Annotated in this window: 9 protein-coding genes; all 9 read left to right on the plus strand. The window is 71.2% G+C overall.

The features are described 5' to 3' along the window. The first annotated feature begins 12 nt into the window (after positions 1–12). Genes C6A87_RS14305 through C6A87_RS14345 form a run of 9 tightly spaced genes read left to right on the plus strand, consistent with a single transcriptional unit; the run spans position 13 to position 25,884 of the window. On the plus strand, positions 13–1,776 hold the full coding sequence (locus tag C6A87_RS14305) for an AMP-binding protein (protein WP_311117796.1): 1,764 nt from the start codon (positions 13–15) through the stop codon (positions 1,774–1,776). Continuing rightward, positions 1,773–6,542 (plus strand): type I polyketide synthase, encoded by a 4,770-nt coding sequence (locus tag C6A87_RS14310; protein WP_311117797.1) that lies wholly within the window; start codon positions 1,773–1,775, stop codon positions 6,540–6,542. The genes C6A87_RS14305 and C6A87_RS14310 overlap by 4 nt, the downstream gene beginning before the upstream one ends. A 5-nt stretch (positions 6,543–6,547) precedes the next feature. Next, the gene (locus C6A87_RS14315; protein ID WP_311117798.1) at positions 6,548–12,013 is read left to right on the plus strand and encodes a type I polyketide synthase; all 5,466 of its coding nucleotides are present in this window, start codon (positions 6,548–6,550) and stop codon (positions 12,011–12,013) included. Beyond that, positions 12,013–17,460, plus strand: coding sequence for a type I polyketide synthase (locus tag C6A87_RS14320; protein WP_311117799.1), 5,448 nt, complete (start codon positions 12,013–12,015; stop codon positions 17,458–17,460). Before C6A87_RS14315 ends, C6A87_RS14320 begins: the two co-directional genes overlap by 1 nt. 59 nt (positions 17,461–17,519) lie before the next feature. Then, positions 17,520–21,884, plus strand: a complete 4,365-nt coding sequence (locus tag C6A87_RS14325) for a type I polyketide synthase (RefSeq protein WP_396837098.1) — start codon at positions 17,520–17,522, stop codon at positions 21,882–21,884. A gap of 18 nt (positions 21,885–21,902) precedes the next feature. After that, the gene (locus tag C6A87_RS14330; RefSeq protein WP_311117801.1) at positions 21,903–22,907 is read left to right on the plus strand and encodes an ATP-binding cassette domain-containing protein; all 1,005 of its coding nucleotides are present in this window, start codon (positions 21,903–21,905) and stop codon (positions 22,905–22,907) included. Then, a complete protein-coding gene (locus C6A87_RS14335; RefSeq protein WP_311117802.1) occupies positions 22,904–23,728 on the plus strand; it encodes an ABC transporter permease in 825 nt (274 codons plus the stop codon). The genes C6A87_RS14330 and C6A87_RS14335 overlap by 4 nt, the downstream gene beginning before the upstream one ends. Further along, a complete protein-coding gene (locus C6A87_RS14340; RefSeq protein ID WP_396837099.1) occupies positions 23,725–24,579 on the plus strand; it encodes an ABC transporter permease in 855 nt (284 codons plus the stop codon). Before C6A87_RS14335 ends, C6A87_RS14340 begins: the two co-directional genes overlap by 4 nt. Positions 24,580–24,633: 54 nt before the next feature. Continuing rightward, entirely contained in the window at positions 24,634–25,884 is a 1,251-nt protein-coding gene (locus C6A87_RS14345; protein WP_311112887.1) for a phthiocerol/phthiodiolone dimycocerosyl transferase, read from the plus strand.

Consider the following 25,884-nt stretch of genomic DNA (forward strand, 5'->3'; position numbering starts at 1 on the left):
AAGGATGTACCGATGGCGTTGCCTGAAGCCACGATCCCTGCGGTTCTCGCCGACCGCGCGCAGCAGCAACCCGACGACATCGCGTACACCTTCGTCGACTACGAAACCGACCCCGCCGGGGTCGAGGAGAGCCTGACCTGGGCCGAGGTGCACGAGCGTGTGCTGGTCGTGGCCGCGAAGCTGGCCAAGCTCGGTTCGCCGGGGGACCGGGCCGTGATCCTGGCCCCGCAGAGCCTGGAGTACATCGTCGGGTTCCTCGGCGCGATCCAGGCCGGGTTCATCGCGGTGCCGCTGTCGATGCCGCAGACCCGCCACCACGACGAGCGGGTGACCGGCGCGATGAAGGACTCCGCGCCGGTGGTGGTGCTGACCACCTCGTCGGTGGTCGACGAGGTCCGCAAGTACGGGCAGGGCGACCCGAAGCAGCGGCCGCCGAAGTTCCTCGAGATCGACACGCTGGACTTTGACTCACCGGCCGCGGAGACGCCGGTCGCGCTGCCCAAGACCGCCTACCTGCAGTACACCTCGGGTTCCACCCGGCAGCCCGCCGGGGTGGTGGTCACCCACAAGAATGTGGTGGCCAACCTCGAACAGCTGCTCACCGACTACTACGAGACCTACTCCGACGGCGCTCCGGCCGACACCACGGTCGTGTCGTGGCTGCCCTTCTACCACGACATGGGCCTGATCGTCGGGGTGTTCATCCCGATGATGCTCGGCCGGCCCGCGGTGCTGATGAGCCCGGTCGCGTTCATGCAGAAGCCGGCCCGCTGGATGCAGCAGCTGGGGTCGCACCCGAGCGCGTTCACCGCGGCGCCGAACTTCGCGTTCGAGCTCGCCGTCAAGCGCACCAAGGACGAGGACCTGGCAGGCAAGGACCTCAGCACCGTCGTGGTGATGATCAACGGCGCCGAGCGGGTGCACGGCGCCACGGTGCGCCGGTTCAACGAGCGGTTCGCGGCGTTCGGGCTGCCCGCCTCGGCGATGCGCCCGTCCTACGGTCTGGCCGAGGCGACGGTGTACGTGGTCGCGTCGGCGGGCGGGCGGCCCCCGACCGCGGTGCGTTTCGACTACGAAAAGCTGGCCGCCGGTCACGCCGAGCGCTGCGACGACGAGACCCTGGACGACACCGGCGCCGAGCTGATCGGCTGCGGCGTGCCCCGGTCGACGACCGTGCGCGTGGTCGATCCCGACACCCTGGCCGTGAATCCGGCGGGCAAGATCGGCGAGGTGTGGCTGAACGGCGAGCACGTCGCCGCCGGCTACTGGCACAACCCGAAGCTCAGCGAACTGTTCGCCGCCCAGTTGGGCGACCCGGGTGCGGACACCCCGAAGGGGCCGTGGCTGCGGACCGGGGACCTCGGGGTGATGTTCGACGACGAGCTGTTCATCATCGGCCGGATCAAGGACCTGCTGATCGTCGACGGGCGCAACCACTACCCGGACGACATCGAGGCCACCGTCGCCGAGTTCACCGGGGGCCGGGTCGCGGCCATCTCGGTGCCCGACGAGGCCACCGAGAAACTGGTGGTCGTCGCCGAGCTGAAGAAGCAGGTCGACGAGGCCGCGGCGGGCCGCGAATGGGCCGAAGTACTCGAGTCGCTCAAACAGCAGGTGACCTCGGCGATCTCGATGACCCACAGTGTTCGGCTCGCCGACTTCGCGTTGGTTCCGCCCGGCTCACTGCCGCTGACCACCAGTGGGAAGGTGCGCCGCGCGTCCTGCGTCGAGCTGTACCGCAAGGACCAGTTCAGCCGTCTGGACACCACTACATGACCTCTGCTTTCGACGAGGCTGCTGTTCGGCGCTGGTTGACCGACTACCTGGTCACGAACAACGGTTGCAGTCCGGAGCACATCGAACGCGGCGCCTCGATGCACGACCTCGGCGTCGGGTCCCGCGACGCCGTGGTGCTCACCGGCGTGCTGTCGGAGTTCCTGGGCCGCGCGGTGTCGCCGGTGGACTTCTGGCAGTACCCGACGGTGGACTCGCTGGCCAAGTTCCTCACCGGCGGTGAGGTCGAGCCCGTCGATCCAGCCCCGGGGAGCGACCGCACGGCCGCGATGAACGAGCCGATCGCGGTGATCGGCCTCGGGCTGCGGCTGCCCGGCGGCGCCGACCTGGAAGGCAACATCGAAGGCCCCGAGGCCTTCTGGGAGTTCCTCACCGAGGGACGCTCGTCGGTGCGCGAGGTGCCCGAGGGCCGGTGGTCGTGGTTCGACGACGGCACCGCCGAGGGCGCGGCGGCGCTGGCCGGCACCACCCGCTGGGGTGCGTTCCTGCGCGACCTGGACGCGTTCGACGCCGAGTACTTCGAGATCATCCCGCGCGAGGCCACCCGGATGGACCCGCAGCAGCGGCTGCTGCTGGAGGTCACCCACGAGGCGCTCGAGCACGCCGGCATCGCAGCCGACGCGCTGGCCGAGACCCAGACCGGGGTGTTCGCCGGGGCCAGCGCCCCGGACTACGCGCAGTTGGGCTCGGCGGACCTCGGTGGCGTCGACGCCTGGTACAGCACCGGTGGCGCGCTGAGCATCATCGCCAACCGGGTGTCGTACTACTTCGACCTGCGCGGCCCGTCGGTGACCGTGGACACCGCGTGTTCGTCGTCGCTGGTCGCCATCCACCTGGCCTGTCAGAGCCTGCGCTCCGGGGATTCGGAGCTGGCGCTGGCCGCCGGGGTGAACCTGCTGCTCTCGCCCGCCCCGACCAAGAGCTTCGACCAGGCCGAGGCGATGTCGAAGACCGGGCAGTGCCACGCGTTCGACGCCGCCGCCGATGGTTTCGTGCGCGGTGAAGGCTGCGGGGTCGCGGTGCTCAAGCGGCTGTCCGACGCCCAGCGCGACGGCGACCGGGTGCTTGCGGTGATCCGCGGTTCGGCGGTCAACCAGGACGGTCGCTCCAACGGTCTGATGGCGCCGAACCCGTCGGCGCAGATGGCCGTGCTGCGCGCCGCGTACGCGGCGGCCGGGGTGGATCCGCGTGAGGTGGACTACGTCGAGGCGCACGGCACCGGGACGCTGCTGGGCGACCCGATCGAGGCCCGCGCGCTGGGCACGGTGCTCGGCAAGGGCCGCCCGGCCGATGCGCCGCTGCTGCTCGGCGCGGTGAAGTCCAACCTCGGCCACCTGGAGGCCGCCGCGGGTGTCGCCGGGTTCGCCAAGGCGGTGCTGGCGTTGCAGCACAACCGGATTCCGGCCAACCTCGGCTACCAGAACCCGAACCCGCACATCCCGTTCGACAAGCTTCGGCTGAAGGTGATCGCCGAGCACACCGACTGGGCGCCCGCGGGCCGGCCGCGCCGTGCGGGTGTCTCGTCGTTCGGCTTCGGCGGCACCAACGCCCACGTGATCCTCGAGCAGGCACCGGTGGCCGCGCCCGCGCCTGCCCCCGAACCCGACGCGGTGACCACCCTGGTGGTGTCGGGCAAGACCCCCGAACGGATCGCGTCGCAGGCCGCGATGCTGGCCGAGTGGATGGCCGGCGCCGGGGCCGAGGTGCCGTTGGCCGAGGTGGCCCACACGCTCAACCACCACCGCACCCAGCACCACGCGTTCGCGACCGTCGTCGCCCGCGACACCGCTGCGGCGGTTGCCGGTCTGCAGGCGCTGGCCGAGGGCGGGTCCGCACCGGGCGTGGTCGCGGCGGCCGCGGTGCACCCGAAGCCGGGCACCGTGTTCGTGTACTCCGGGCAGGGGTCGCAGTGGCCGGGGATGGCCCGTCAACTGCTGGCCGACGAGCCGGCGTTCGCCGAGGCGCTGGCCGAGATCGAACCGGTCTTCGTCGAGCAGGTCGGCTTCTCGCTGCGCGACATCGTCGCCAACGGCGAACCGGTGAGCGGTGATGCCCGAGTGCAGCCGGTGCTGATGGGTCTGCAACTCGCGCTGACCGAGCTGTGGCGGTCCCACGGCGTGCACCCGGATGCGGTGATCGGGCACTCGATGGGCGAGGTGACCGCTGCGGTGGTCGCCGGGGCGCTGTCCCTGGCCGACGGGCTGAAGGTGATCGCCGCACGCTCGTCGATCATGTCCCGGCTGGCCGGCCAGGGCGCCGTCGCGCTGCTCGGCCTCGATGCCGACGCGGCCACCGTGCTGATCGCCGACCACCCCAGCGTCGAGATCGCGGGTTACCTGTCGCCGCGCCAGACCGTGGTGGCCGGCCTGCCCGAGCAGGTCGACGCGGTGATCGCCGCGGCCACCGCACAGAACACGTTCGCCCGCCGGGTCAACATGATCGTCGCGTCGCACACCGCGCTGATGGACCCGGTGCTGGCCGACATCCGCGCGGCGCTGGCCGACGTCGCACCGAACATGCCGACGCTGCCGTTCCTGTCCACGGTCAGCGACGCCGCCGACCCACCGGCGCTGGACGCCGACTACTGGGTGGCCAACGTGCGCCAACCGGTCAGGTTCCGCCAGGCCGTGGAAACCGCAGCCGCCGACAACGGCACGTTCATCGAGATCAGCCCGCACCCGACCCTGGCCCCGGCGATCAACGACACGCTGAGCGCACTCGGGGACGGGCACCACCACACCGTCGGCACGCTGGCGCGCGACGCCGACGACACCGTCACCTTCCGCGCGAATCTCAACGCCACCCACACCTCACGTCCGCCGCACACCGTCCACCTCGGCGAACCGCACGTCGCACTGCCGACCACCCCGTGGCACCACGGACGGCACTGGGTCGACGTGCGGCCGCCGCGGCGCGGTGCGCCGGTCCGCTCCGGAGCGCTGCCCGAAGACAGCGCAGTACCGCCGGAATGGTTCTGCGAACTCACCTGGCCCACCAAACCCCTTGCTGGCCAAGACGATCCGGCCGATACTGCGAACGACAGCTGGCTGGTGGTCGGTGACGACGCGCTGGCGGCCGCGATGGGCCGGCTGCTCGGCCGGCCGGTGGCCACCGGCGACGGCACCGATCTCACCGGCGCCACCCACGTGCTGTACGCCCCGGCAGACGGCGACGACCTGGGCTACGACATCTTCGAGACCGGCCGCACGATCGCCACGGCCGCGGCGTCCCGGGAGCAGCCGCCGACGCTGTTCCTGCTGACCCGCAACGCGCAGCCGGTCAGCGAGGGGGACCGGGCCAACCCGGCGCAGGCGGTGCTGTGGGGACTGGGTCGCACGCTGGCGCTGGAGCATCCCGAGATCTGGGGCGCGGTCGTCGATACCGACGAGTCGGTGCCCGCGGCGGTCGCGGCCCGGTGGCTGCTGGCCGAGGCGCACGCAGGCGACGGCGAAGACCAGGTGGTCTACCGAGCGGGCGCCCGCCGGGTGGCCCGTCTGGTGCACGCGCTGCCGCCCGCGCCCGACGGCGCCGATTCCCTCGACCCCGACGGCGCCCACCTGGTCGTCGGCGCGACCGGCAACATCGGCCCCGGCCTGATCGAGCAGCTCGCCGCGATGGGCGCCCGGACCGTGGTCGCGGTGTCGCGCAATCCGGGAACCCGGCTCGACGAGCTGACCGCGAGGCTGGCCGCGTCAGGCACCACACTGGTCACCGCCGCCGCGGACGCGTCCGACGAGACGTCGATGCGCGCGGTGTTCGACCGCTTCGGCGCCGACCTGCCGCCGCTCAAGGGCGTCTACCTCGCCGCGATGAGCGGCGGACCGGTCACGCTGGCCGAGATGACCCACGACGACGTGGTGGCGATGTTCCGACCCAAGATGGACGCCGCGGCGTTGCTGCACACCCTGTCGATCGACCATCCGGTCGAGCAGTTCGTGCTGTTCTCGTCGATCTCGGGCGTGCTCGGGTCGCGCTGGCTGGCGCACTACGCGGCGACGACGACGTTCCTGGACACGTTCGCGTTCGCCCGCCGCGCGGCGGGCCTGCCCGCATGCGCGATCAACTGGGGTCTGTGGAAGTCGCTGGCCGACGTGCAGACCGGGTTCGAGCGGCAGGCCACCGCCGAGTCCGGCCTGGAGCCGATGGACGACGCGGTCGCGATCACCGCGCTGCGCTCGTTCGTCGGGCCGCAGGCCCCGGCCCGTGCCACCGTGGTCGCCGCGGACTGGGCGCGGCTCGCCGCGGCGTACCACACCCGGGCCGAGCTGCACATCCTCGACGAGCTGCTCGCCGACGCGACGGCCACCGGCCAGGCTTTGCTGACCGGCGACACCCGTTTTCGGCGTGAGCTGCAGGAATGTGCTCCCGAACAGCGGGTCGAGATGCTCACCGACCACGTGTTGGCGCAGGTCGCGGCCGCAATGGGGCTTGCTTCGGCGCACACGCTGGACCCCACGGTGGGGTTCTTCCAGTTCGGGATGGATTCGCTGATGAGCGTAACGTTGCAGCGCTCGCTGAGCGAAAGCCTAGGGGAGGTACTACCGGCGTCGGTGGTGTTCGACTACCCGACCGTGGAAGCGCTCACCGATTATCTGGCGACGGTGCTTCCTGAGATAATCCAGACCGCCGGTGGCGAGGGTGGGGACCACGACAAGGACGTCGAAGGCGACCCCACCGTCCAAGAGGACGCATACGACGACCTCGCCGAGGACGAACTACTGGCGAGACTGTCGGAGAGATTGAGTTGAGTGGAATGACCCAAGCGTCCTCGAAGCCGGCGGCCAGCCCTGACCGCCGGGCGATCATCACCGAGGCCCTGCGCAAGATCGACGATCTGACCGCTCGCCTCGCGGCCGCCGAGAAGGTCGAGACCGAGCCGATCGCCGTCGTCGGCATCGGCTGCCGGCTGCCCGGCGGTGTCGACAACGCCGACGACTTCTGGAAGCTGCTGTGCGACGGCGAAAGCGGCGTCATCCGGGTGCCCGCCGACCGCTGGGACGCCGATGCGTTCTACTCGCCCGACCACACCGTGCCGGGCACCATCGTCAACCGCGAAGGCGGTTTCCTGACCTCGTGGCGTCCCGACGAGTTCGACGCCGAGTTCTTCTCGATCGCCCCGCGCGAGGCCGCGGCGATGGATCCGCAGCAGCGGCTGCTGCTCGAGGTCGCCTGGGAGGCGCTCGAGGACGCCGGCATCAACCCGCGCGGTCTGCGCGGCTCGGCGACCGGCGTGTTCGTCGGCATGACGACCAACGACTACTACCACTCGATCGTCGGCAAGCTGGCGCCCGAGGACATCGACCCCTACATCCCGTTCGGCAACGCCCCGAACTTCGCGGCGGGCCGGTTGTCGTACTTCCTCGGGGTGCGCGGCCCGGCCGTGGTCAGCGACACCGCGTGCTCGTCGTCGCTGGTGTCGATCCATCTGGCCTGCCAGAGCCTGCGCCGCGGTGAGAGCGACCACGCGCTGGCCGCCGGGGTCAACCTGATCCTGTCGCCGGAGAACAACATCGCGTGTTCGCGCTGGGGAATGCTGGCGCCGGACGGCAAGTGCAAGACGTTCGACGCCGGCGCCGACGGCTACGTCCGCAGCGAGGGCGCGGGTGTGGTGGTGCTCAAGCGCCTCACCGACGCGCTGCGTGACGGCGACCGGGTGCTGGCCGTGGTGCGCGGCTCGGCGGTCAACCAGGACGGCGCGAGCAGCGGCCAGACGGTGCCCAACGGGCCGGCCCAGCAGGAGCTGATGCGCAAGGCGCTGCAGACCTCGAAGCTGGATCCGTCCGACATCGACTACATCGAGGCCCACGGCACCGGCACCTCGCTGGGTGACCCGATCGAGCTCGACGCGCTGTCGGCGGTCTACGGCGACCGCAAGGACTCCGCACCGCTGGTGCTGGGCTCGGTCAAGACCAACCTCGGCCACCTCGAGTCGGCCGCCGGTGTCACCGGCTTCATCAAGACCGTGCTGAGCGTCCACCACGGCCACATCCCCAAGCAGCTGCACTTCACCGCGCTGACCCCGCAGGCCGGCGAGGCAGCGCAGAAGTTCCGGATCGCGTCCGAGCCGCTGTCGTGGCCGGACACCGTGGGCGGCAGGCCCCGCCGTGCGGCGGTGTCGTCGTTCGGCGTCAGCGGTACCAACTCCCACATCCTCGTCGAGCAGGCCCCCGAGCCCACCGACGTGCCTGCCGAGCAGCCGGAACCGCCGGTGAGCACGCTGATCGTCACCGGCAAGACCCCGGCCCGGATCGCGTCGCTGGCCGGGCGGCTGGCCGACTGGCTGCAGTCACCGGCGAGCGCCGGGATGAGCCTGGCCGACGTCGCGGCCACCCTGAACCACCGCCGTGCCCAGCACACCAGGTTCGCGACTGTCGCCGCGGCCGACCGCGACCAGGCCGTCGCCGGTCTGCGCGCGCTGGCCGAGGGCTACCCGGCCCCCGGTGTGGTGCCGACCCACGACGGCGCCTGCGGTTCGGGCACGGTGTTCCTGTACTCCGGGCAGGGTTCGCAGTGGGCGGGCATGGGCCGCAGGCTGCTGGCCGACGAGCCGGCGTTCGCCGCCGCCGTCGACGAGCTCGAGCCCGACTTCGTCGCCCAGGCCGGGTTCTCGCTGCGCGACGTGCTGAGCTCCGGGGAGACCGTGGTCGGCATCGACCGCATCCAGCCCGTGCTGGTCGGCGTGCAGCTGGCGTTGACCAAGCTGTGGCAGTCCTACGGCGTGCAGCCGGACGCGGTGATCGGTCACTCGATGGGCGAGGTGACCGCCGCGGTGGTCTCCGGTGCGCTCAGCCCGGCCGACGGCCTGAAGGTGATCGCGACCCGGTCGCGGCTGATGAAGCGGCTGTCGGGCCAGGGGGCGATGGGCCTGCTGGAGCTCGACGCCGAGGCCGCCGAGAAGCTGATCGCCGGCTACTCGGGCCTGACCGTGGCGGTGTACGCGTCGCCGCACCAGACGGTGATCGCCGGCCCGCCGGATCAGGTCGACGCCGCGATCGCCGAGGTCGACAAGCTCGACAAGCTGGCCCGCCGGGTGGACGTCGACGTCGCGTCGCACCATCCGATCATCGACCCGATCCTCGACGACCTGCGTGCCGAGCTGGCCGACCTGCAGCCGCGCCGGCCCAGCATCCCGGTGATCGTCACCACCGACGGGCGCCCGACCGACGGCTCCTGCGTGTTCGACGCCGACCACTGGGTGGCCAACCTGCGCAACCCGGTGCGCTTCGCCCGCGCGGTCGCCGCCGCCGGTGCGGACAAGGCGATGTTCGTCGAGGTCAGCCCGCACCCGCTGCTCAGCCACGCGGTCAAGGACACGCTGTCGACCCCTGTCGCAGAAGGGGATTCGGCCCGGCATTTCCACAGCATCGCCACGCTGCACCGCGACGCCAACGACACGGTCAGCTTCCGCACCAACCTCAACGCGACGCACACGGTGCGCCCGCCGAAGACCCCGCAGCGCGGCACCCGGGTGCAGCTGCCCACCACGCCGTGGCATCACGCCCACCACTGGCTCGACACCGCGGCCGCGCAGACCAGCGCAGAACGCGTGCAGCACAACGGAACCGACGTCGCGCTCGCCGAAGGTGAAATGCACGAGTGGTTCCACCGGCTGAGCTGGCCGGTGCGTGAACTGGCTGCCGCGACCGCTGCCGACGTGCCGTGGCTGGTGCTGGCCGACGAGACGAGCGCCGACCTGGCCGAGCTGCTCGGCGCGGGTTCGCGCGCGCTGCCGCTGTCGGTGCTCGACGACGCCGGTGCATTGCGCGCCGGGCTGACCGGTGTCACGCACGTCGTCTACGTTCCGGAGGTCTCCGCCCGGCGCTTCGACGCGGCGCCCAGCTACGCGGCGTTCCACCAGCTGCGCAAGCTGGTGGTCACGCTGGCCGGAACCGCCGACGCACCAAGGCTTTTCATCGTCACCCGGAACGCACAGGCCGTGGTCGACGGCGAGCGGGCCAACCCGGCGCACGCGGTGCTGTGGGGTCAGGGCCGGACGCTGGCATTGGAGCACCCGGAGTTCTGGGGTGGCCTCGTCGACGTCGACGAGATGCTGCCCCCGGAACTGCTGGCGCAGTACCTGCACGCCGAGGCCTCCACGTTGTCGGGGACCGACACCGGCCGGGACGATCAGGCCGTCTACCGCGCCGCCGAGCGCCGCGTCCCGCGGCTGGTCCCACACCCGCTGCCCGCAGTGCCGCTGACCCGATTGGACAGTGGCACCAGCCATCTGGTGATCGGCGCGACCGGCAACGTCGGGCCGTACCTGATCCGCCAGCTCGCCGACATGGGTGCAGGCACGGTGGTCGCGGTGTCGCGCCGCGGCGGTTCGCAACTGGCCGAGCTGGCCGGGGAGCTCTCGGCCCGCGGCACCACGTTGGTCGAGGTCGCCGCCGACGCCGCCGACGAGACCGCGATGGCGGCGGTGTTCGCCCGCTTCGGCGCCGACCTGCCGCCGCTGGACGGGATCTACCTGGCGTCGCTGGCCGGCGGCGAGGCGCTGCTGGCCGACATGACCGAGGACGACCTGACCCCGATGTTCCGGGCGAAGGTCGACGCCACCGCGGTGCTGCACAAGCTGTCACTGCGCACCCCGGTGCGCCGCTTCGTGCTGTTCTCGTCGATCACCGGGCTGCTGGGTTCGCGCGCCGTCGGCCACTACACGGCGGCCAACGCGTTCGCCGATGCGTTCGCCCACGCGCGGCGCGCGCTCGGGCTGCCCGCGACAGTCGTCGACTGGGGTCTGTGGAAATCGTGGGCCGACGCCCAGCCGCAGATGAAGGCCGCAGGCCTGGAACCGATGCCCAACGACGTCGCGATCAGGATGCTGCCCGCGGTGCTCAGCCCGGACGCCGCGGTGCAGACCGTGGTGGCCGGTGCCGACTGGGCCCGGCTGGCCGACGCGTACCGGATGCGGGCCTCGGTCAAGGTTCTCGACCACCTGGTGTCCGGGTTCGGCGACGACGCCGATCTGGCAGCCGTACCTGTCCCGGCATGGGGCACCGTGCTCGGCGTGCCGGTCGAGGGCACCTCCCACGACCGGGTGTGGCGTGCCCGGGTGCTGCCCGGCGAACGCTCGTACCCGGTCGCGCACCGCGTCCGCGGCGTCGAGGTGGTGCCGGTTTCGGTGCTGCTGCAGACCCTTTCGGCAGCAGCTTCGCAACTCGACGGGGCCGCCACCGTCGGCGACGTGCGGTTCGAGTACCCGATCGTGGCCGACCAGCCGAAGGTCGTGCACGTGGTGGCCGACGGGGACGCGCTGACCGTGTGGTCCAGTGCGTCGCCGGACAGCCCGGAGCAGCGCTGGACCCGGCATGCGAGTGCGCAACTGACCGCGGCCCCCGCCGGTAGACCCGACGGCGACCAGAGTGCCGGCGGCCGGGTGTTCGACGGCGCGTCGATCTCCGAGATGCAGCGCGCACTGGGTGTCGAGGGCCAGCCGTTCGAGTGGACCGTCGCCGACTGCACGACCACGGCGGTCGGCGCCCGCGCCGACGTCGCGGTGCCCGCCTCGGCGGAAACACCCGGCGCCGCACTGGTGGACGCCGCGGTACACGTGGCCAGGCTCGCCGACGCCGACAACACGCAGCTGCTGCTGCCCGCGGGCGCCGAGAGTCTGACGGTCGCCGCGGCCGCAGGCGCCGACGGTGTCGTCGAGGCCTACCGGCGCGCCGGTGACGGGGACAACCTGGTCGTCGACGTGCTGGTCAGCGGCCCCGATGGCGCGGTGTGGGTCGACATCCGCGGGCTCACCTACGCCCCGGTGGAGTCCGCGCCCGCCCCGGTCGCCGACGAAAGCGCCGTTCAGGCAACAGAATTCGTTGACTGGTCGACGATGACGCGGGCGCAGACGGTGGCCGAGCTGCGTACCCGGCTGCGCACCATCCTGGCCCGCGAGCTCGGGATGCCGGACAACGCCGTCGATTTCGACATGCCGTTCCCGGAGTTGGGCCTGGACTCGATGATGGCGATGAACCTGCTGCGCGACGCCAAGGCGCTGGTGCGCGTCGACCTTTCGGCCACGATGTTGTGGAACCATCCGTCGATCGCGCAGATGTCGGACTTCGTCGCCGACCTGCTGGCGCCGCTGCAGAACGCGGTCGACGAGCCCGAACCCGAATCAAACGAGGACGCCGAAAGCGATTCAGACTCGTTCAGCGTGCTGGACGAGCTGTTCTCTTCCGTCGAGTCGGCGAACGCCGGCAGTGAGGGATCAATCTGATGAAGACCACCTTCGACCGGATCTCGGCCATGTCGGCCGAGCAACGCGGCAAGCTGGCCGAGCAGTTCGAGAAGGCCTCGCGCGTCGCAGGCGCCGAGCCCATCGCGGTGGTCGGCATCGGCTGCCGGTTCCCTGGCGGGGTGACCGGCCCGGACAGCTACTGGCAGCTACTGGAGAACGGGGTCGACGCGGTCACCGAGGTGCCCGCCGAGCGCTGGGACGGCGACGCGTTCTACGACCCGGACCCGATGGCGCCCGGACGCATGCCCACCAAGTGGGGCGCCTACCTCGACGACGTCGCCGGCTTCGACGCCGACTTCTTCGGCATCACCCCGCGTGAGGCCGCCGCGATGGACCCGCAGCAGCGGGTACTGCTCGAAGTCGCCTGGGAGGCACTGGAGAACGCCGGCCTGGCGCCGGACACGCTCGGCGAGACGCGCACCGCGGTGATGATGGGCGTCTACTACACCGAGTATCAGAACGCGTCCGCGGGCAACCCCGACACCATCGACGCGTACTCGGCGACGGGCAACGCGCACAGCGTGACCGTCGGCCGGATCGCGTACCTGCTCGGGCTCAAGGGCCCGGCCGTCGCGGTCGACACCGCGTGCTCGTCGTCGCTGGTGTCGATCCACCTGGCCTGCCAGAGCCTGCGGATGCGCGAGAGCGACCTCGCGCTGGCCGGCGGGGTGAGCCTGAACCTGCGCCCGGAAACCCAGCTGGCGCTGGCCAAGTGGGGCATGCTGTCGCCGCACGGCAAGTGCCACGCGTTCGACTCCCGCGCCGACGGCTTCGTCCGCGGCGAAGGCGCGGGCGTGGTCGTGCTCAAGCGCCTCACCGACGCGGTGCGCGACGGCGACCGCGTCGTCGGCGTGGTACGCGGCTCGGCGGTCAACCAGGACGGCCGCTCCAACGGGCTGACCGCGCCCAACGCGCCGTCGCAGCGCGACGTGATCACCCGGGCGCTGCGCTCGGCCGACGTCGCCGCGAACACCGTCAACTACATCGAAACCCACGGCACCGGAACAGGTCTGGGCGATCCGATCGAGTTCGACGCGCTCGCCGCGGTGTACGGCAAGGGCGATGTGCCGTGCGCGCTCGGCGCGGTCAAGACGAACATGGGCCATCTCGAGGCCGCGGCCGGTGTGGCCGGCTTCATCAAGACGGTACTGACGCTGCAGCGCGGCAAGATCGCGCCGAACCTGAACTTCGAGAAGTGGAACCCGCAGATCGACCCGAAGCCGACGCGGCTGTTCGTGCCGACCGCGGCGGGGGAGTGGCCCAAGAGCGAGCATCCGCGCCGCGGCGCGGTGTCATCGTTCGGCATGGGCGGCACCAACGCCCACATTGTGCTGGAGCAGGGCCCCGAGCCCGTGCCCGCGGCGTCCGGCGCCGGCGGGGTCGTCACCCTCGTGGTGTCGGGCAAGACGCCGGCCCGGCTGGCCGCCTCGGCCGGGTCGCTGGCCGACTGGCTGGAGGGCGCCGGCGCTTCGGCGCCGCTGGCCGACGTCGCCTACACCGTCAACCACCACCGCAGCCGGCACCAGACCATCGCCACGGTGTGCGCGCGCAGCCAAGCCGAGGCCGTCACCGGCCTGCGGGCTCTGGCCGACGGCCGTCCCGCACCGGGAGTGGCGGGCATCCGCGACGCGAAGGTCGGATCCGGCACGGTGTTCCTGTACTCCGGTCAGGGTGCGCAGTGGGCCGGCATGGGCAAGACGCTGCTGGCCGAGGAGCCCGCGTTCGCCGCCGCCGTCGACGAGCTCGAACCCGCCTTCCTCGACAAGGTCGGTTTCTCGCTGCGCCAGACGCTGGAGGCCGGCGAACCGGTCGTCGGCATCGACCGCATCCAGCCGGTGCTGGTCGGCATGCAGCTGGCACTGACCGAGCTGTGGCGCTCCTACGGCGTCGAACCCGACGCGGTGATCGGCCATTCGATGGGCGAGACGACCGCCGCGGTGGTCGCCGGCGTGCTGACCCCGGCTGAGGGCCTGGACGTCATCGCCACCCGGACCCGGCTGATGAAGCGGCTGTCCGGGCAGGGCGCGATGGCGCTGCTGGAGCTCGACGCCCAGGCCACCGAGAAGCTGATCGCCGACCGGCCCGACGTCACGGTCGCGGTGTACGCCTCGCCGAAGCAGTCGGTGATCGCGGGCCCGCCCGATCAGGTCGACGAACTCGTCGCCGCGGTCGACGCGCAGGGCAAGCTGGCCCGCCGCGTCGAGGTGGACGTCGCGTCGCACCACCCGACCATCGACCCGGTGCTGCCCGAGCTGCGGGACGCACTGGCCTATCTGGTCCCGGCCGCGCCGAAGATCCCGCTGATCTCGACGGTCGCCTACACCGGCGACGCCCCGATGTACTCGGCCGACTACTGGGCGGCCAATCTGCGCAACCCGGTGCGGTTCTCGCAGGCGGTGCACGAGGCCGGCGCCGAGCACAGCAACTTCATCGAGATCAGCCCGCATCCGCTGCTGTCGCACGCCATCTCGGACACGCTGGCCGCGGAGTCCACCAACCGCCGGTACCACGTCGGCGCGACGGTGAACCGGGACCAGCCGGAGACGCTGGCGTTCCACGCGCAGCTGTCCACGGTGCGTCCGCCCGCGGTCAAAGAGCCCGAGGACGCGCCGGGCCGACTCGTCTCGGCACCGCCCACGGCATGGCAGCACGTGGCCTACTGGATGGCGGATCGATCTGCTGCCCAGGGTTTCTCGGGGGCGCACCCGCTGCTGGGTCTGCACGTGGAGCTGCCGTCGGGCAACGGCCACGTGTGGCAGTCCGACGTCGGCCTGCAGGCCCATCCGTGGCTGGCCGACCACATCGTGCACGGGCTGCCGGTGATGCCCGGCGCCGGTTTCGCCGAGATCGCGCTGGCCGCCGGAGCCGAGGCGCTCGGCCTGCCCGCCACCGGTGTCGAGGTCAGCGTCGAGGTCGAGCAGATGCTGCCGCTCGACGACCACACCAAGCTGACCACGCAGCTGACCCGCGACGAGGACGGCACGCTGCGCGTCGAGATCCACTCCCGCTCGGATGCGGGCAGCTGGACCCGGCACGCGACCGGCACGGTGCGCGCCGCCGAGGACACCGCGGCGCCGGCCAAGGTGGTGCCCGGCTCGGACGGGACGCCGGTGTCGCCGTCGGAGTTCTACACCGCGCTGCGCCGCACCGGCGCCCACCACGCGCACGCGTTCGCGGCGCTGACCCGCATCGTGCGGTCGTCCGGCACGGCCGACACCGAGATCGTGCTGCCCGACGAGGCGACGCCGCACCGCGGCATCACGCTGCACCCGGTGCTGCTCGACGCCGCCCTGCAGGGTCTGGCCGCGGCGATGGCCGACGAGACGCTGGCCGATTCCACCGACGTCACCTATCTGCCCGTCGGTTTCGGTTCGCTCCGGGTCTTCGGCACCCCAAGCCGGCGGGCCAAGTGCCGCGCCGAGCTGATCAGCGTCGTCGAGGACAGCGGCGACGCGGTCGGCCGGGTCACCCTGACCGACGACACCGGCGCTGTGCTGGCCCGGGTCGACGACGTGCATCTCAAGCGCATCCAGCGCCGGACCGTGCCGCTTCCGTTGTCGCAGAAGATCTTCGACTCGCGCTGGGTCGAGTCCGCGGTAGCTGCCGGCGGCCCGGCCACCGGCAGCTGGCTGGCGCTGGCCGACGGTGCGGCCGGCCTGGCCCGCGCGCAGGAGTTCGCGACGCGGTTCGGCGGCGACACCCGCCGGGTGGTCACCGCCGACCTCGCCGACGAGGCGGGGATGCGCGAGGCGTTCGCCACCGCCACCGCCGACCCGGATCTGCCGCCCGCAGGCGTGGTCGTGTTCGTGGACAACCCCGCCTTCGACGGCACCGACGCCGCGGACGGTCTGGAACACGCCCGCGACGTGATCTGGCGGGTGGCGGGCACCGTGCGTGCGATCGTCGGCAGCTGGCACGGCAGGGCGCCGCGGCTGTGGCTGGTCACGGAGGGTGGTTTGGTCGTCTCCGACGACGAAAGCGGTTTGGTCGTCTCCGACGACGAAGGCGGTTTGGTCGTCTCCGACGACGAAGGCGCACACGGAAACCCCGGCGCCAACAGCCTCAAGGGCCTGGCGCGCGTGCTGGCCTACGAGCACCCGGACCTCAAGACCACGCTGCTCGACGCCGGCACCGGCGATCCGGCCGCAGCGCTGATCGCCGAGATCGAGGCCGCAGGCAACGACGACGTCATCGCCTGGCGGGACGGCACCCGGTTCGTCGAGCGGCTGTCCCGCGCCACCCTGCCCGCCACGCCGGGTCAGCTGGTGGTGCGCAAGGACGGCGCCTACGTCGTCACCGGCGCGCTCGGCGGTGTCGGCATGTCGGTGGTCCGCTGGCTCGTCGACAACGGTGCGGGCCGGCTCGTGCTCAACGGCCGTAGCGGCCCGTCCGACGAGGTGCAGTCGGTGCTCGACGAACTGTCGGCCCGCGCCGAGATCTCCGTCGTCACCGGCGATGTCGCACAGCCGGGGGTGGCCGAGCGACTGGTCGCGGCCGCCGAGGAGACCGGTAAGCCGTTGCGCGGCCTGATCCATTCGGCCGCCGTGCTCGAAGACGAGATCTTCGTCGGCCTGACCCGGGAGAGCCTGGACAAGATCTGGGCGCCCAAGGCCGCGGGCGCGCTGCGCCTGCACGAGGTCACCGTCGACAAGCAACTGGACTGGTGGGTCGGCTTCTCGTCGATCGTGTCGCTGCTGGGTTCGCCCGGCCAGGCCGCCTACGCCTGCGCGAACGCGTGGCTGGACGGGCTGGTCGCCTGGCGCCGGGCCGCCGGACTGCCCGCGATCGCGATCAACTGGGGTCAGTGGGCCGAGGTGGGTCTGGCCAGCACGCTGCGGTTCTCGGTGCTGGACCCGATCACCCCGGCCGAGGGCGTCGACGCGCTCGGCGGTGTGCTGGCCGCCGGCTTCTCCCGGGTCGGCATCGCCCGGCTGCGGCTGGACCGCGCCGCGGCGGCGTTCCCGGAGATCCATCAGATCGGCTTCTTCGCCGACCTGGTCGGCGAGCTGGAGACCGACGACGTCGACGAGGACTGGGGCGGCGCCGAGGCGCTCAAGACCATGGACGCCGCCGAGGTCAACCGGGTCGTGGTGGCGCGGCTGCGTCGCCGCATCTCGGCGATCATGGGTTACTCCGACGACAGTGCGGTCGACATCGCCCAGCCGCTGACCGAGCTGGGCCTGGATTCGCTGATGGCGGTGCGGATGCGCAACACCATCCGCGGCGACTTCGGGGTGGAGCCTCCGGTCGCACTGCTGCTGCAGGGCGCTACGCTGTCCGATCTCGCGCTCGATCTGATCCGTCAGCTCGGGCTCGAGGAGCAGGAGTCTGCCGAGCGCCCGAACGCGCTGCGGGAACGCGCACAGCAACGTGCCGCATCGCGTCAACGAGCCGCATCGCGGCGGAAAGTAGGACCACGATCGTGACGAGCGGTGCCTTGAACAACCCCGACGAACTTCCCGACAACGCCGTAGCGGTCATCGGCATGGCCGGCAGGTTCCCGGGCGCGGGGTCGGTGTCGGAGTACTGGCGCAACCTGCGCGGGGGCGTCGAGTCGATCGTCGACCTGTCCGAGGACGACCTGCTCGCCAACGGCGTCACCGAGAAGGCGCTGGCCCACCGCGGCTACGTGCGCCGGGCCGGGCTGATGCCGGGCATCGAAGAGTTCGACGCCGACTTCTTCGGCTTCACCCCGTACGCCGCCCGCATGCTCGACCCGCAGCACCGACTGTTCCTGCAGACGGTGTTCCACGGGCTGGAGGACGCCGGCTACGACCCGAAGGAACTGGACGCCACCGTCGGCGTGTTCGGCACCAGCAGCTCGAGCGGCTACCTGCTGCACAACTTGATGTCGAACTTCGACCCGATGATGGTCATCGGGCAGGGCGCCAGCTTCGAGATGGTCAACCTGTCGCTGCAGAACGACAAGGACCACCTGGCCACCCGGGCGGCCCACCAGTTCGACTTCCGCGGGCCTGCGCTGTCGGTGGCGACCGCCTGTTCGTCGTCGCTGGTCGCGGTGCACCTGGCCTGCCAGTCGATCCTCAACGGGGAGTGCGACATCGCGCTGGCCGGCGGCTCGTCGCTGCGCATCCCGCACCACGTCGGCTACTGGTACGAGCAGGGCGGGATGGTCTCGCCCACCGGCCGGTGCCGCCCGTTCGACGTGCGCGCCGACGGCACGATCTTCGCCAGCGGTGTCGGAGTGGTGGTGCTCAAGGCGCTGGCCGACGCCGTCGAGGACGGCGACCACATCCACGCCGTCATCCGCGGCTCCGCGCTGAACAACGACGGCGCCACCAAGATGACCTACGCCGCGCCCAACGCGCTGGGCCAGGCTGAGGTGATCGCCGAGGCACATGCGATCGCCGGGGTGGACGCGTCGTCGATCACCTACGTCGAGACCCACGGCACGGGCACCCCGCTCGGCGACCCGATCGAGCTCGAGGGGCTGCGCCAGGCATTCGAGCTCGCCGAGGAAACCCGCAGTGCGCCTTGCTATGTCGGGTCGGTCAAGTCGAACATCGGCCACCTGGAGACCGCGGCGGGTATCGCCGGGCTGATCAAGGCCATCCTGTGCCTGGAGCACAAGGCCATCCCGGCCACGCTGCACTACACCAGCCCGAACCCCGAGCTGCACATCGACCGCGGACCGTTCCGCATCCGCGGCCAGGACGGCCCGTGGGAATCCGACGGCATCCGCCGCGCGGGCGTCAGCTCGTTCGGCGTGGGCGGCACCAACGCCCACATCGTGCTGGAGGAGGCGCCGGCGGTGGCCGCCGCGCCGGCCGCCGCACAGGCCCGCCCGCAGATCCTGGTGCTGTCCGCCAGAACCGAGGATGCGCTCGCCCAGTCGCGGGCCGCGCTGGCCACCGAGCTAGCGGAGACTGACGAGATCAGCCTGCCCGACGCCGCGTACACGCTGACCCGGCGCCGCAAGGAGCCGGTCCGGTTGGCCGCGGTCGTGCACGACCAGGCCAACGCCGCCGCGGTACTGTCGGCAACCGAGACAGACAACGTGTTCGTCGGACAGGCCGTCCCCGATCTGGCGGACTCGGCCGAGCGGGTCGCGTTCCTGTTCCCGGGCCAGGGCGCCCAGCACGTCGGCATGGCCCGCGGCCTGTACGACAGCGAGCCGGTGTTCGCCCGGCACTTCGACGAGTGTGCGACCGCATTCAGCGACGAGATGGGCTACGACCTGCGCGCCGAGATCTTCGACGGCGTCGGACGCAACCTGGAGCACACCGACCGGGCCCAGCCTGCGCTGTTCACCGTCGAGTACGCGCTGGCCAGACTGGTCCAGTCCTACGGCGTCGAACCGGCGATCATGGCCGGGCACAGCATCGGGGAGTACCCGGCAGCGACGATCGCCGGCGTCTTCGACCTCGACACCGCGGTCAAGGTGGTGTCCAAGCGCGCCAAGCTGATGCACGCCGCGCCGCGCGGCGTGATGGTCGCGGTGCCGTTGAGCCCCGCGGCAGTCGCCGAACACCTGACCCCGGACGTCGACGTCGCGACGATCAACGACCCGGGCAGCTGCGTGGTGGCCGGCAGCGAGGACGCGATCCGCACCTTCCAGGCCGCGCTGGCCGAGAAGGGCGTCGCGGCCCGGCGGGTGCGCACCTCGCACGCGTTCCACTCCCGGCTGATGGACCCGGTGGTCGCCGAGTTCGGCGCGTTCCTGTCCGGGGTGACGCTGCGGGAACCGCAGATCCCGTTGCTGTCCAACATCACCGGGACCACGATGACCGCGGCCGAGGCCACCAACCCGGCGACCTGGGCCCGCCAGATCCGGGCCACTGTGCGCTTCGCCGACGAACTCGACGCGCTGCTGGCCGCACCGGACCGGGTGCTGGTCGAGGTGGGCCCCGGCGGCACGCTGACCTCGTCGGCGGGCAGGCACCCGAAGTGGGGCGAGCGGCACCGCGCGGTGCGGCTGATGCGGCACCAGGCGCAGAACCGCAACGACCACGACACCTTCCTGCTGGCGCTGGGCCAGCTGTGGGCCGCCGACGTCGAGGTCGACTTCGACCAGGGCGCCGAGCAGCAGCACACGCTGGTCACGCTGCCCGGCTATCCGTTCGCCAAGCAGCGGCACTGGGTCGAGCACAACGCCAACGCCGCCTGGCTGGCCGGCGGCGCGGGCACCAACGGCATGGCGGCCGCGGCCGACTCCGCCGGTGCCGCGCCCGCCGCGGCCGGCGGCGCCTCCACGGTGGAGGCCAAGCTGCAGCGCATCTGGTGCCAGTGCCTGGGCCTGTCGAACATCGACCGCAACGCCAACTTCTTCGAGATCGGCGGCGACTCGCTGATCGCGATCAGCGTGGCGATGACCGCCGGGCACGAAGGTCTGGACCTGACCCCGCAGGACCTCTACGAGAATCAGACCGTGGCCTCGCTGGCCAAGGTGCTCTCCGCCCGCTACGCCGAGGGCGGGCTCGCCCGCCAGACGCTCGACGACGCGGTCCATCCGCCGGTCCCGCCGAACGTGGCGTACTTCCTGGAGCACGGCCTGCGCGATATCGGGCGTTGGCGTATCCCGGTTATCCTGGGGCTGCGTCCCGACGTCGGCGAGGACGACGTGCGGGCGGTGCTGACCGCGGTCACCGACGCGCACGACGCGCTGCGGGTGCACCTGGTGGAGCGGTCAGGCACCTGGGATCAGCGGATCGCCGAGCCGGGGGAGTTCACCGAGCTGGTGACCCGACAGCTGCCCGACGGCCTGGCCGCGGGCAGCCCGCAGGAACGGGCGGCGGTGCTGGAGTTCCTCGACGAGCAGGTCCGCGAGCATCAGATGGTGGTGCCGCTGACCGCGACGTTCATCCGCGGCGCCGCCGGTGGCCCGTCGCACCTGGCGCTGAGCCTGCACGGCATCATCGGCGGCTCGGGCGAGGACGGGGTGTCGCGTGACGTGCTGCTCACCGACATCTTCACCGCGTTCAGCCAGCGGATGGCCGGCGAGGAGATCACGTTGGCACCGGTGCCGGCGTCGTGGCGGGAGTGGTCGCAGCGGTGCGCAGGCCTGGCCAGCCACCCGGCCGTGCTCGACAGCCGGGACCACTGGTTCGAGACGGCGCAGCGGTCCACGCTGAGCGTCGCTGGCCCGGATCCCAGCGAGCGCCCCGGCGCCGACGAGGTGGCCCGGCTGTCGACCGCGCTGTCGGCCGCCGAGACCGGTGAGATCGACGACGCCCGGCGGCGGCTGCGCCTGCCGGTCGAGGAGATCCTGCTGGCCGCGCTCGGCCGCGCTGTCGCCGGCACGACCGGCGAGGGTGCGGTGGCCGTCGACCTGGCCGGCCGCGGCCGCTCGGTGCTCAAGCCGGACGTCGACCTGCAACGCACCGTCGGCTGGTTCAGCACCATCCACCCGGTGGTGCTGAACGCGACCGGTCACGGCTCGGCCCGGGAGTCCCTCGAGGAGGTGCGCGACACGCTCAAAGCGGTGCCGCACTACGGCATCGGGTACGGCCTGCTGCGTTACCTGTACGCGCCGACCGCGCGGGTGCTGGGCGCGACCCGGCCCGCCGACATCCTGTTCTCCCACGTCGGCACCATCCCCGAGGTGCCCGTCGAACAGCCCGAGGACGCGCCCGTGCGGTTCGACGCGGACACCGCCATGCCGATCCGCGACGCGCTGCCCGGCCTCGGGCACGCGATCGAGCTGCGGGTTTACCGCACCGGAGGGGTGCTGCACCTGGACTGGTGGTACGACACCCGCCGGCTCGGGCCCACCGATGTGGAATCCTTTGCCGGGCAGTACTCGACCGCGCTCCTGGAGATCACCCGGGATGCGCTGGCCGAGGAGGACAGCGACGCCGGCGACGAACTGGCGCTGGTCGATCTGTCGTGAGCGGTTAGAGGAGAGCGCATGACCAGGTCCGACAAGGCGGTGGTCGTCGCCGGCATCAAGAAGTCCTTCGGCTCCGTCCAGGCGCTGCGCGACGTGAGTTTCGAGGTCGAACGCGGCGAGGTGCTCGGTCTGCTCGGCCCCAACGGGGCCGGCAAGACCACCACCGTGAACATCCTGTCCACGCTGATCAAGCCGGACAGCGGCCGCGCGCTGATCGCCGGACACGACGTCGTCAGCGACCCCGCCGGGGTGCGCCGGGCGCTGATGCTGACCGGTCAGCACGCGGCGCTCGACGACCTGCTGACCGGCCGCGAGAACCTGCTGATGTTCGGGCGGTTGCAGGGGCTGTCCAAGAAGGTCGCCAAGCAGCGCGCCCAGGAACTGCTGGAGCAGTTCGACCTGGTGCAGGCCGGCGACCGTGCGGTGGGCAACTACTCCGGCGGCATGAAGCGGCGGATCGACATCGCCTGCGGTCTGGTGGTGCGCCCCGAGGTGGTGTTCCTCGACGAACCGACCACCGGTCTGGATCCCCGGAGCCGCCAGGCGATCTGGGAACTGGTCACCGACTTCAAAGAGGCCGGCATCGCCACGCTGCTGACCACCCAGTACCTGGAGGAGGCCGACCTCCTCAGCGACCGCATCATCGTCATCGACAAGGGCACGGTGATCGCCGAGGGCACCGCCGACCAGCTCAAGGAGCGCACCGGCGGCACCTACTGCGAGATCGTGCCCCGCCACATCGGCGACATCCCGGAGGTGGTGCGCATTCTCGGCGCGCTGGTGCCCGAGGCCAACCGGGCCGCGCTCGACGACACGTCGGACCGGATCTCGATGCCGGCACCGGACGGCGCCAACACACTGATGCAGGCGCTGCACCTGCTCAGCGAGCACCGCATCGAGCTGATGGACATCGCGCTGCGCCGGCCGTCCCTCGACGAGGTGTTCCTCGCGCTGACCGGGGACAGCACCCGCGGCAGGGGCGACCAGTCCGACGACCTCGTGGCTGCGGACTCGTACGCGTGATCACCCGGTCCGCCATCCCGACAGCCGCCCGGCCGCCGGTCTCCGCGGTTCAGCAGTGGTGGGTGCTGACCGTCCGGATGATCACACCGACCCTGCGCAACGGGGAGCTGGCCACCCAGATCGTCGGGTCGATCGTGTTCACCATCGGCTACTACCTGCCGCTGAAACAGATGATGGGCGCAGTTCAGCCGCTGAGCAGCTACGCCCAGTACCTGACGCCGCTGATCGTGCTGCAGGCCATCTGGTTCGCCGCCATCTCGGCGGCGTTCCGGTCGGCGACCGATTCGGTGCAGGGCATCAACCGCCGGTTCCGCGCGATGCCCATCCCGGTGCTGACACCGCTGGCGTCGCGGATGACCGCCAGCATGTACCGCTGCTGCATCGCGCTGGCCGTGTCGGTGGCCTGCGGCCACGTGATTGGTTTCCGGTTCCACAACGGTGTCGTCAGCGTGGTCGGGTTCGTCGCGCTGGTGCTGCTCATCGGCGCCGCGCTGGCTCTGATCGGCGACCTGATCGGCATCGCGACCCAGAATCCCGAGGCCACCGCGCCGATGATGCTCATCCCGCAGCTGACGCTCGGCCTGGCATCGGTGGGTCTGCAGCCGGTCGAACGCTTCCCGGAGTGGATCCAGGGCTTCGTGCGCAACCAGCCGCTGTCGCAGTGGGTGTACGCACTGCAGGCGCTCGCCGGGGACAGCTCCGGCGCCGCACCGGAGACCACCTGGGCGGTGATGTTCCCCGCGGTGGCGTGGGCGGTCGGCAGCATCGTCGTGGCACTGACCCTGCACGCGTGGGTGACCAGGAAGCGGCGGACCGAATGACCGTGGAGCACTCGGAGCCCGTGGTGGGCGCGCCGTTCCGGCCCGGTGGCAGGCACCGCCGCGAGAAGATCTGGGAGAACTCGCCCAAGCGGCTGCTGCCGCAGGTGGGAATCCTGACCTGGCGCATCCTGCGGCGCTGGAGCCGCGACCCGGCGACGCTGGTCCAGTCGTTCGTAATGCCTGCGGCCTTCCTCGTCGCTCTGGACATCGTGCTGGGAGACGTGCTGCAGGAGGTCACCGGACACAGTGGCCTCTACGGCCAGGTGCCGCTGGTCGCACTGGTCGGCGGGATGACGGGTGCGATCATCGGCGCGGTCGGGATCATGCGGGAACGCGAAGTCGGGCTGCTGGCCCGGTTCTGGGTGGTGCCCGTGCACCGCGCTGCGGGCCTGCTGTCGCGGCTGACCGCCGATTTCGTCCGCATCGTGGTGATCACGTTGGTGGTGATGTGCGTCGGGCTCGCACTCGGATTCCGGTTCGAGCAGGGCATTCCCGCGGCCGTCCTGTGGGTGTTCATGCCCGCGCTGTTCGGGGTCGCGTTGTCGGCTGCGGTGCTGACCCTGGCGTTGTTCTCGTCCAACACGATCGTGCCGCAGGCCACCGAGATCGTCATCGCGATGCTGATGTTCTTCTCCATCGGATTCGTGCCGCTGGACCAGTACCCGGAATGGCTGCAACCGATCGTCGAGCATCAGCCGGTCAGCTATACGATCGAGGCCATGCGGGGCCTGGCGCTCGAGGGCCCCATCGCCGAGCCCGTGATGTTCTCGGTGTTGTGGGCGGTCGGGATCGCCGCGGTGTGCGCGGTCCCGCTGGCGATCGGATACCGCAAGGCCAGCAAGCGTGGGTGACGGGACCTCCCCACCCACCGACACCTCCACCGAGACACCGGGAGTCTGACACTGATGTTTCCTTCATCGGGCATCCGAAAGCTCGCGCGCAGCGAAGAGATGTTCGCCGAGACGCACAACTTCATCGGCCTGGCCGCACACGTGGAGGGTCCGATGGACGCCGACGCGCTGTCGGACGCGTTCGACCTGCTGCTGCAGGCACACCCGGTGCTCGGCGGACATCTGGAGCAGCTGCCCGACGGCAAGTGGGAGATCGTGCTCGACGACCTGATGCATCCCGGCATCGAGGTGGTGGAACTGGCCGGCGACGCGCCCGCCCCGCCGCTGATCTTCGACCAGACCCAGTCGCTGGTGCATCTGCGCCTCACCGTCCGCGACGGCGTCGCGCAGCCCACCCTGTACATCCATCACAGCCTGGCCGACGGGCACCACCAGTTCAGCCTGGTCGAGGAGTTGTTCTCCACCTACACCGATCTGGTGACCACCGGCACCGCCAAACCGGTGCAGGTGCACCCGGCGCCCGAGCCGCTGGAGGTGATCCTGGCGAACCGGGGGGTGGAGAAGCGGACCCGTTCGGGCCTGGAGCGGCTGCTCGCCGCGATGTTCGCCTACGACCTGCCGCCGTCGCGGCGCGCCCCGGCCGAGGTCAACCCCGTTCTGCCGCAGCTCGTCCCGATGGCGTACTGCACGCTGCCGGAGCAGGACACCGAGAAGATCATCGCGTTCTGCCGGGCCAACAAGCTCGGCCTGAACAGCCTGCTCTCGGCGGCGGTGCTGATGGCCGAATGGAATGTACGCAACACCCCGAACATCCCGGTGCCCTACGTCTATCCGGTGGACCTGCGCTACCTGCTGTCCCCGCCGGTCTCGGCCACCGAGAGCACCAATCCCGTCGGCATCGCCACCTATCTGGCCGAGATCGAATCGGGCACCGACATCGCCGCGCTGGCCCGCGACATCAACGACACCTACAAGAAGGACATCGCCGAAGGCGTGATCCAGCAGAGCTTCCTGCACTTCAGCCCGCAGTACGTGGGCAACCCGCCCGGCCTGCCCGACGTCGTGATGTTCACCGACAACGGCATCGTGCCGCCGCTGCGCACGCCGCCGGACATGCAGGTGGCCGCCAGCCACGGCGAGTTCTACTTCGCGGTCGGCGCGGGCATCGAGATCTACACCAGCAAGATCTTCAACGGTCAACTGATGATCGAGTACCACTCCCACGGACCGGACCGCGAGAAGTCAGTCGCGGCGATCGAGGACCAACTTCGCGCCGTCGTGGCCAAGCAGTCCGGTGTGGGCTGA

This window comes from Mycobacterium sp. ITM-2016-00317, assembly GCF_002968295.1.
Taxonomy (GTDB): Bacteria; Actinomycetota; Actinomycetes; order Mycobacteriales; family Mycobacteriaceae; genus Mycobacterium.

Bases quoted from the DNA above. Each gene is read 5' to 3' on its own strand.
- C6A87_RS14340 (WP_396837099.1), top strand. From the start codon at position 23,725: ATGACCGTGGAGCACTCGGAGCCCGTGGTGGGCGCGCCGTTCCGGCCC.
- C6A87_RS14320 (WP_311117799.1), top strand. From the start codon at position 12,013: ATGAAGACCACCTTCGACCGGATCTCGGCCATGTCGGCCGAGCAACGC.
- C6A87_RS14310 (WP_311117797.1), top strand. From the start codon at position 1,773: ATGACCTCTGCTTTCGACGAGGCTGCTGTTCGGCGCTGGTTGACCGAC.
- C6A87_RS14315 (WP_311117798.1), top strand. From the start codon at position 6,548: ATGACCCAAGCGTCCTCGAAGCCGGCGGCCAGCCCTGACCGCCGGGCG.
- C6A87_RS14345 (WP_311112887.1), top strand. From the start codon at position 24,634: ATGTTTCCTTCATCGGGCATCCGAAAGCTCGCGCGCAGCGAAGAGATG.
- C6A87_RS14330 (WP_311117801.1), top strand. From the start codon at position 21,903: ATGACCAGGTCCGACAAGGCGGTGGTCGTCGCCGGCATCAAGAAGTCC.
- C6A87_RS14305 (WP_311117796.1), top strand. From the start codon at position 13: ATGGCGTTGCCTGAAGCCACGATCCCTGCGGTTCTCGCCGACCGCGCG.
- C6A87_RS14325 (WP_396837098.1), top strand. From the start codon at position 17,520: ATGGCCGGCAGGTTCCCGGGCGCGGGGTCGGTGTCGGAGTACTGGCGC.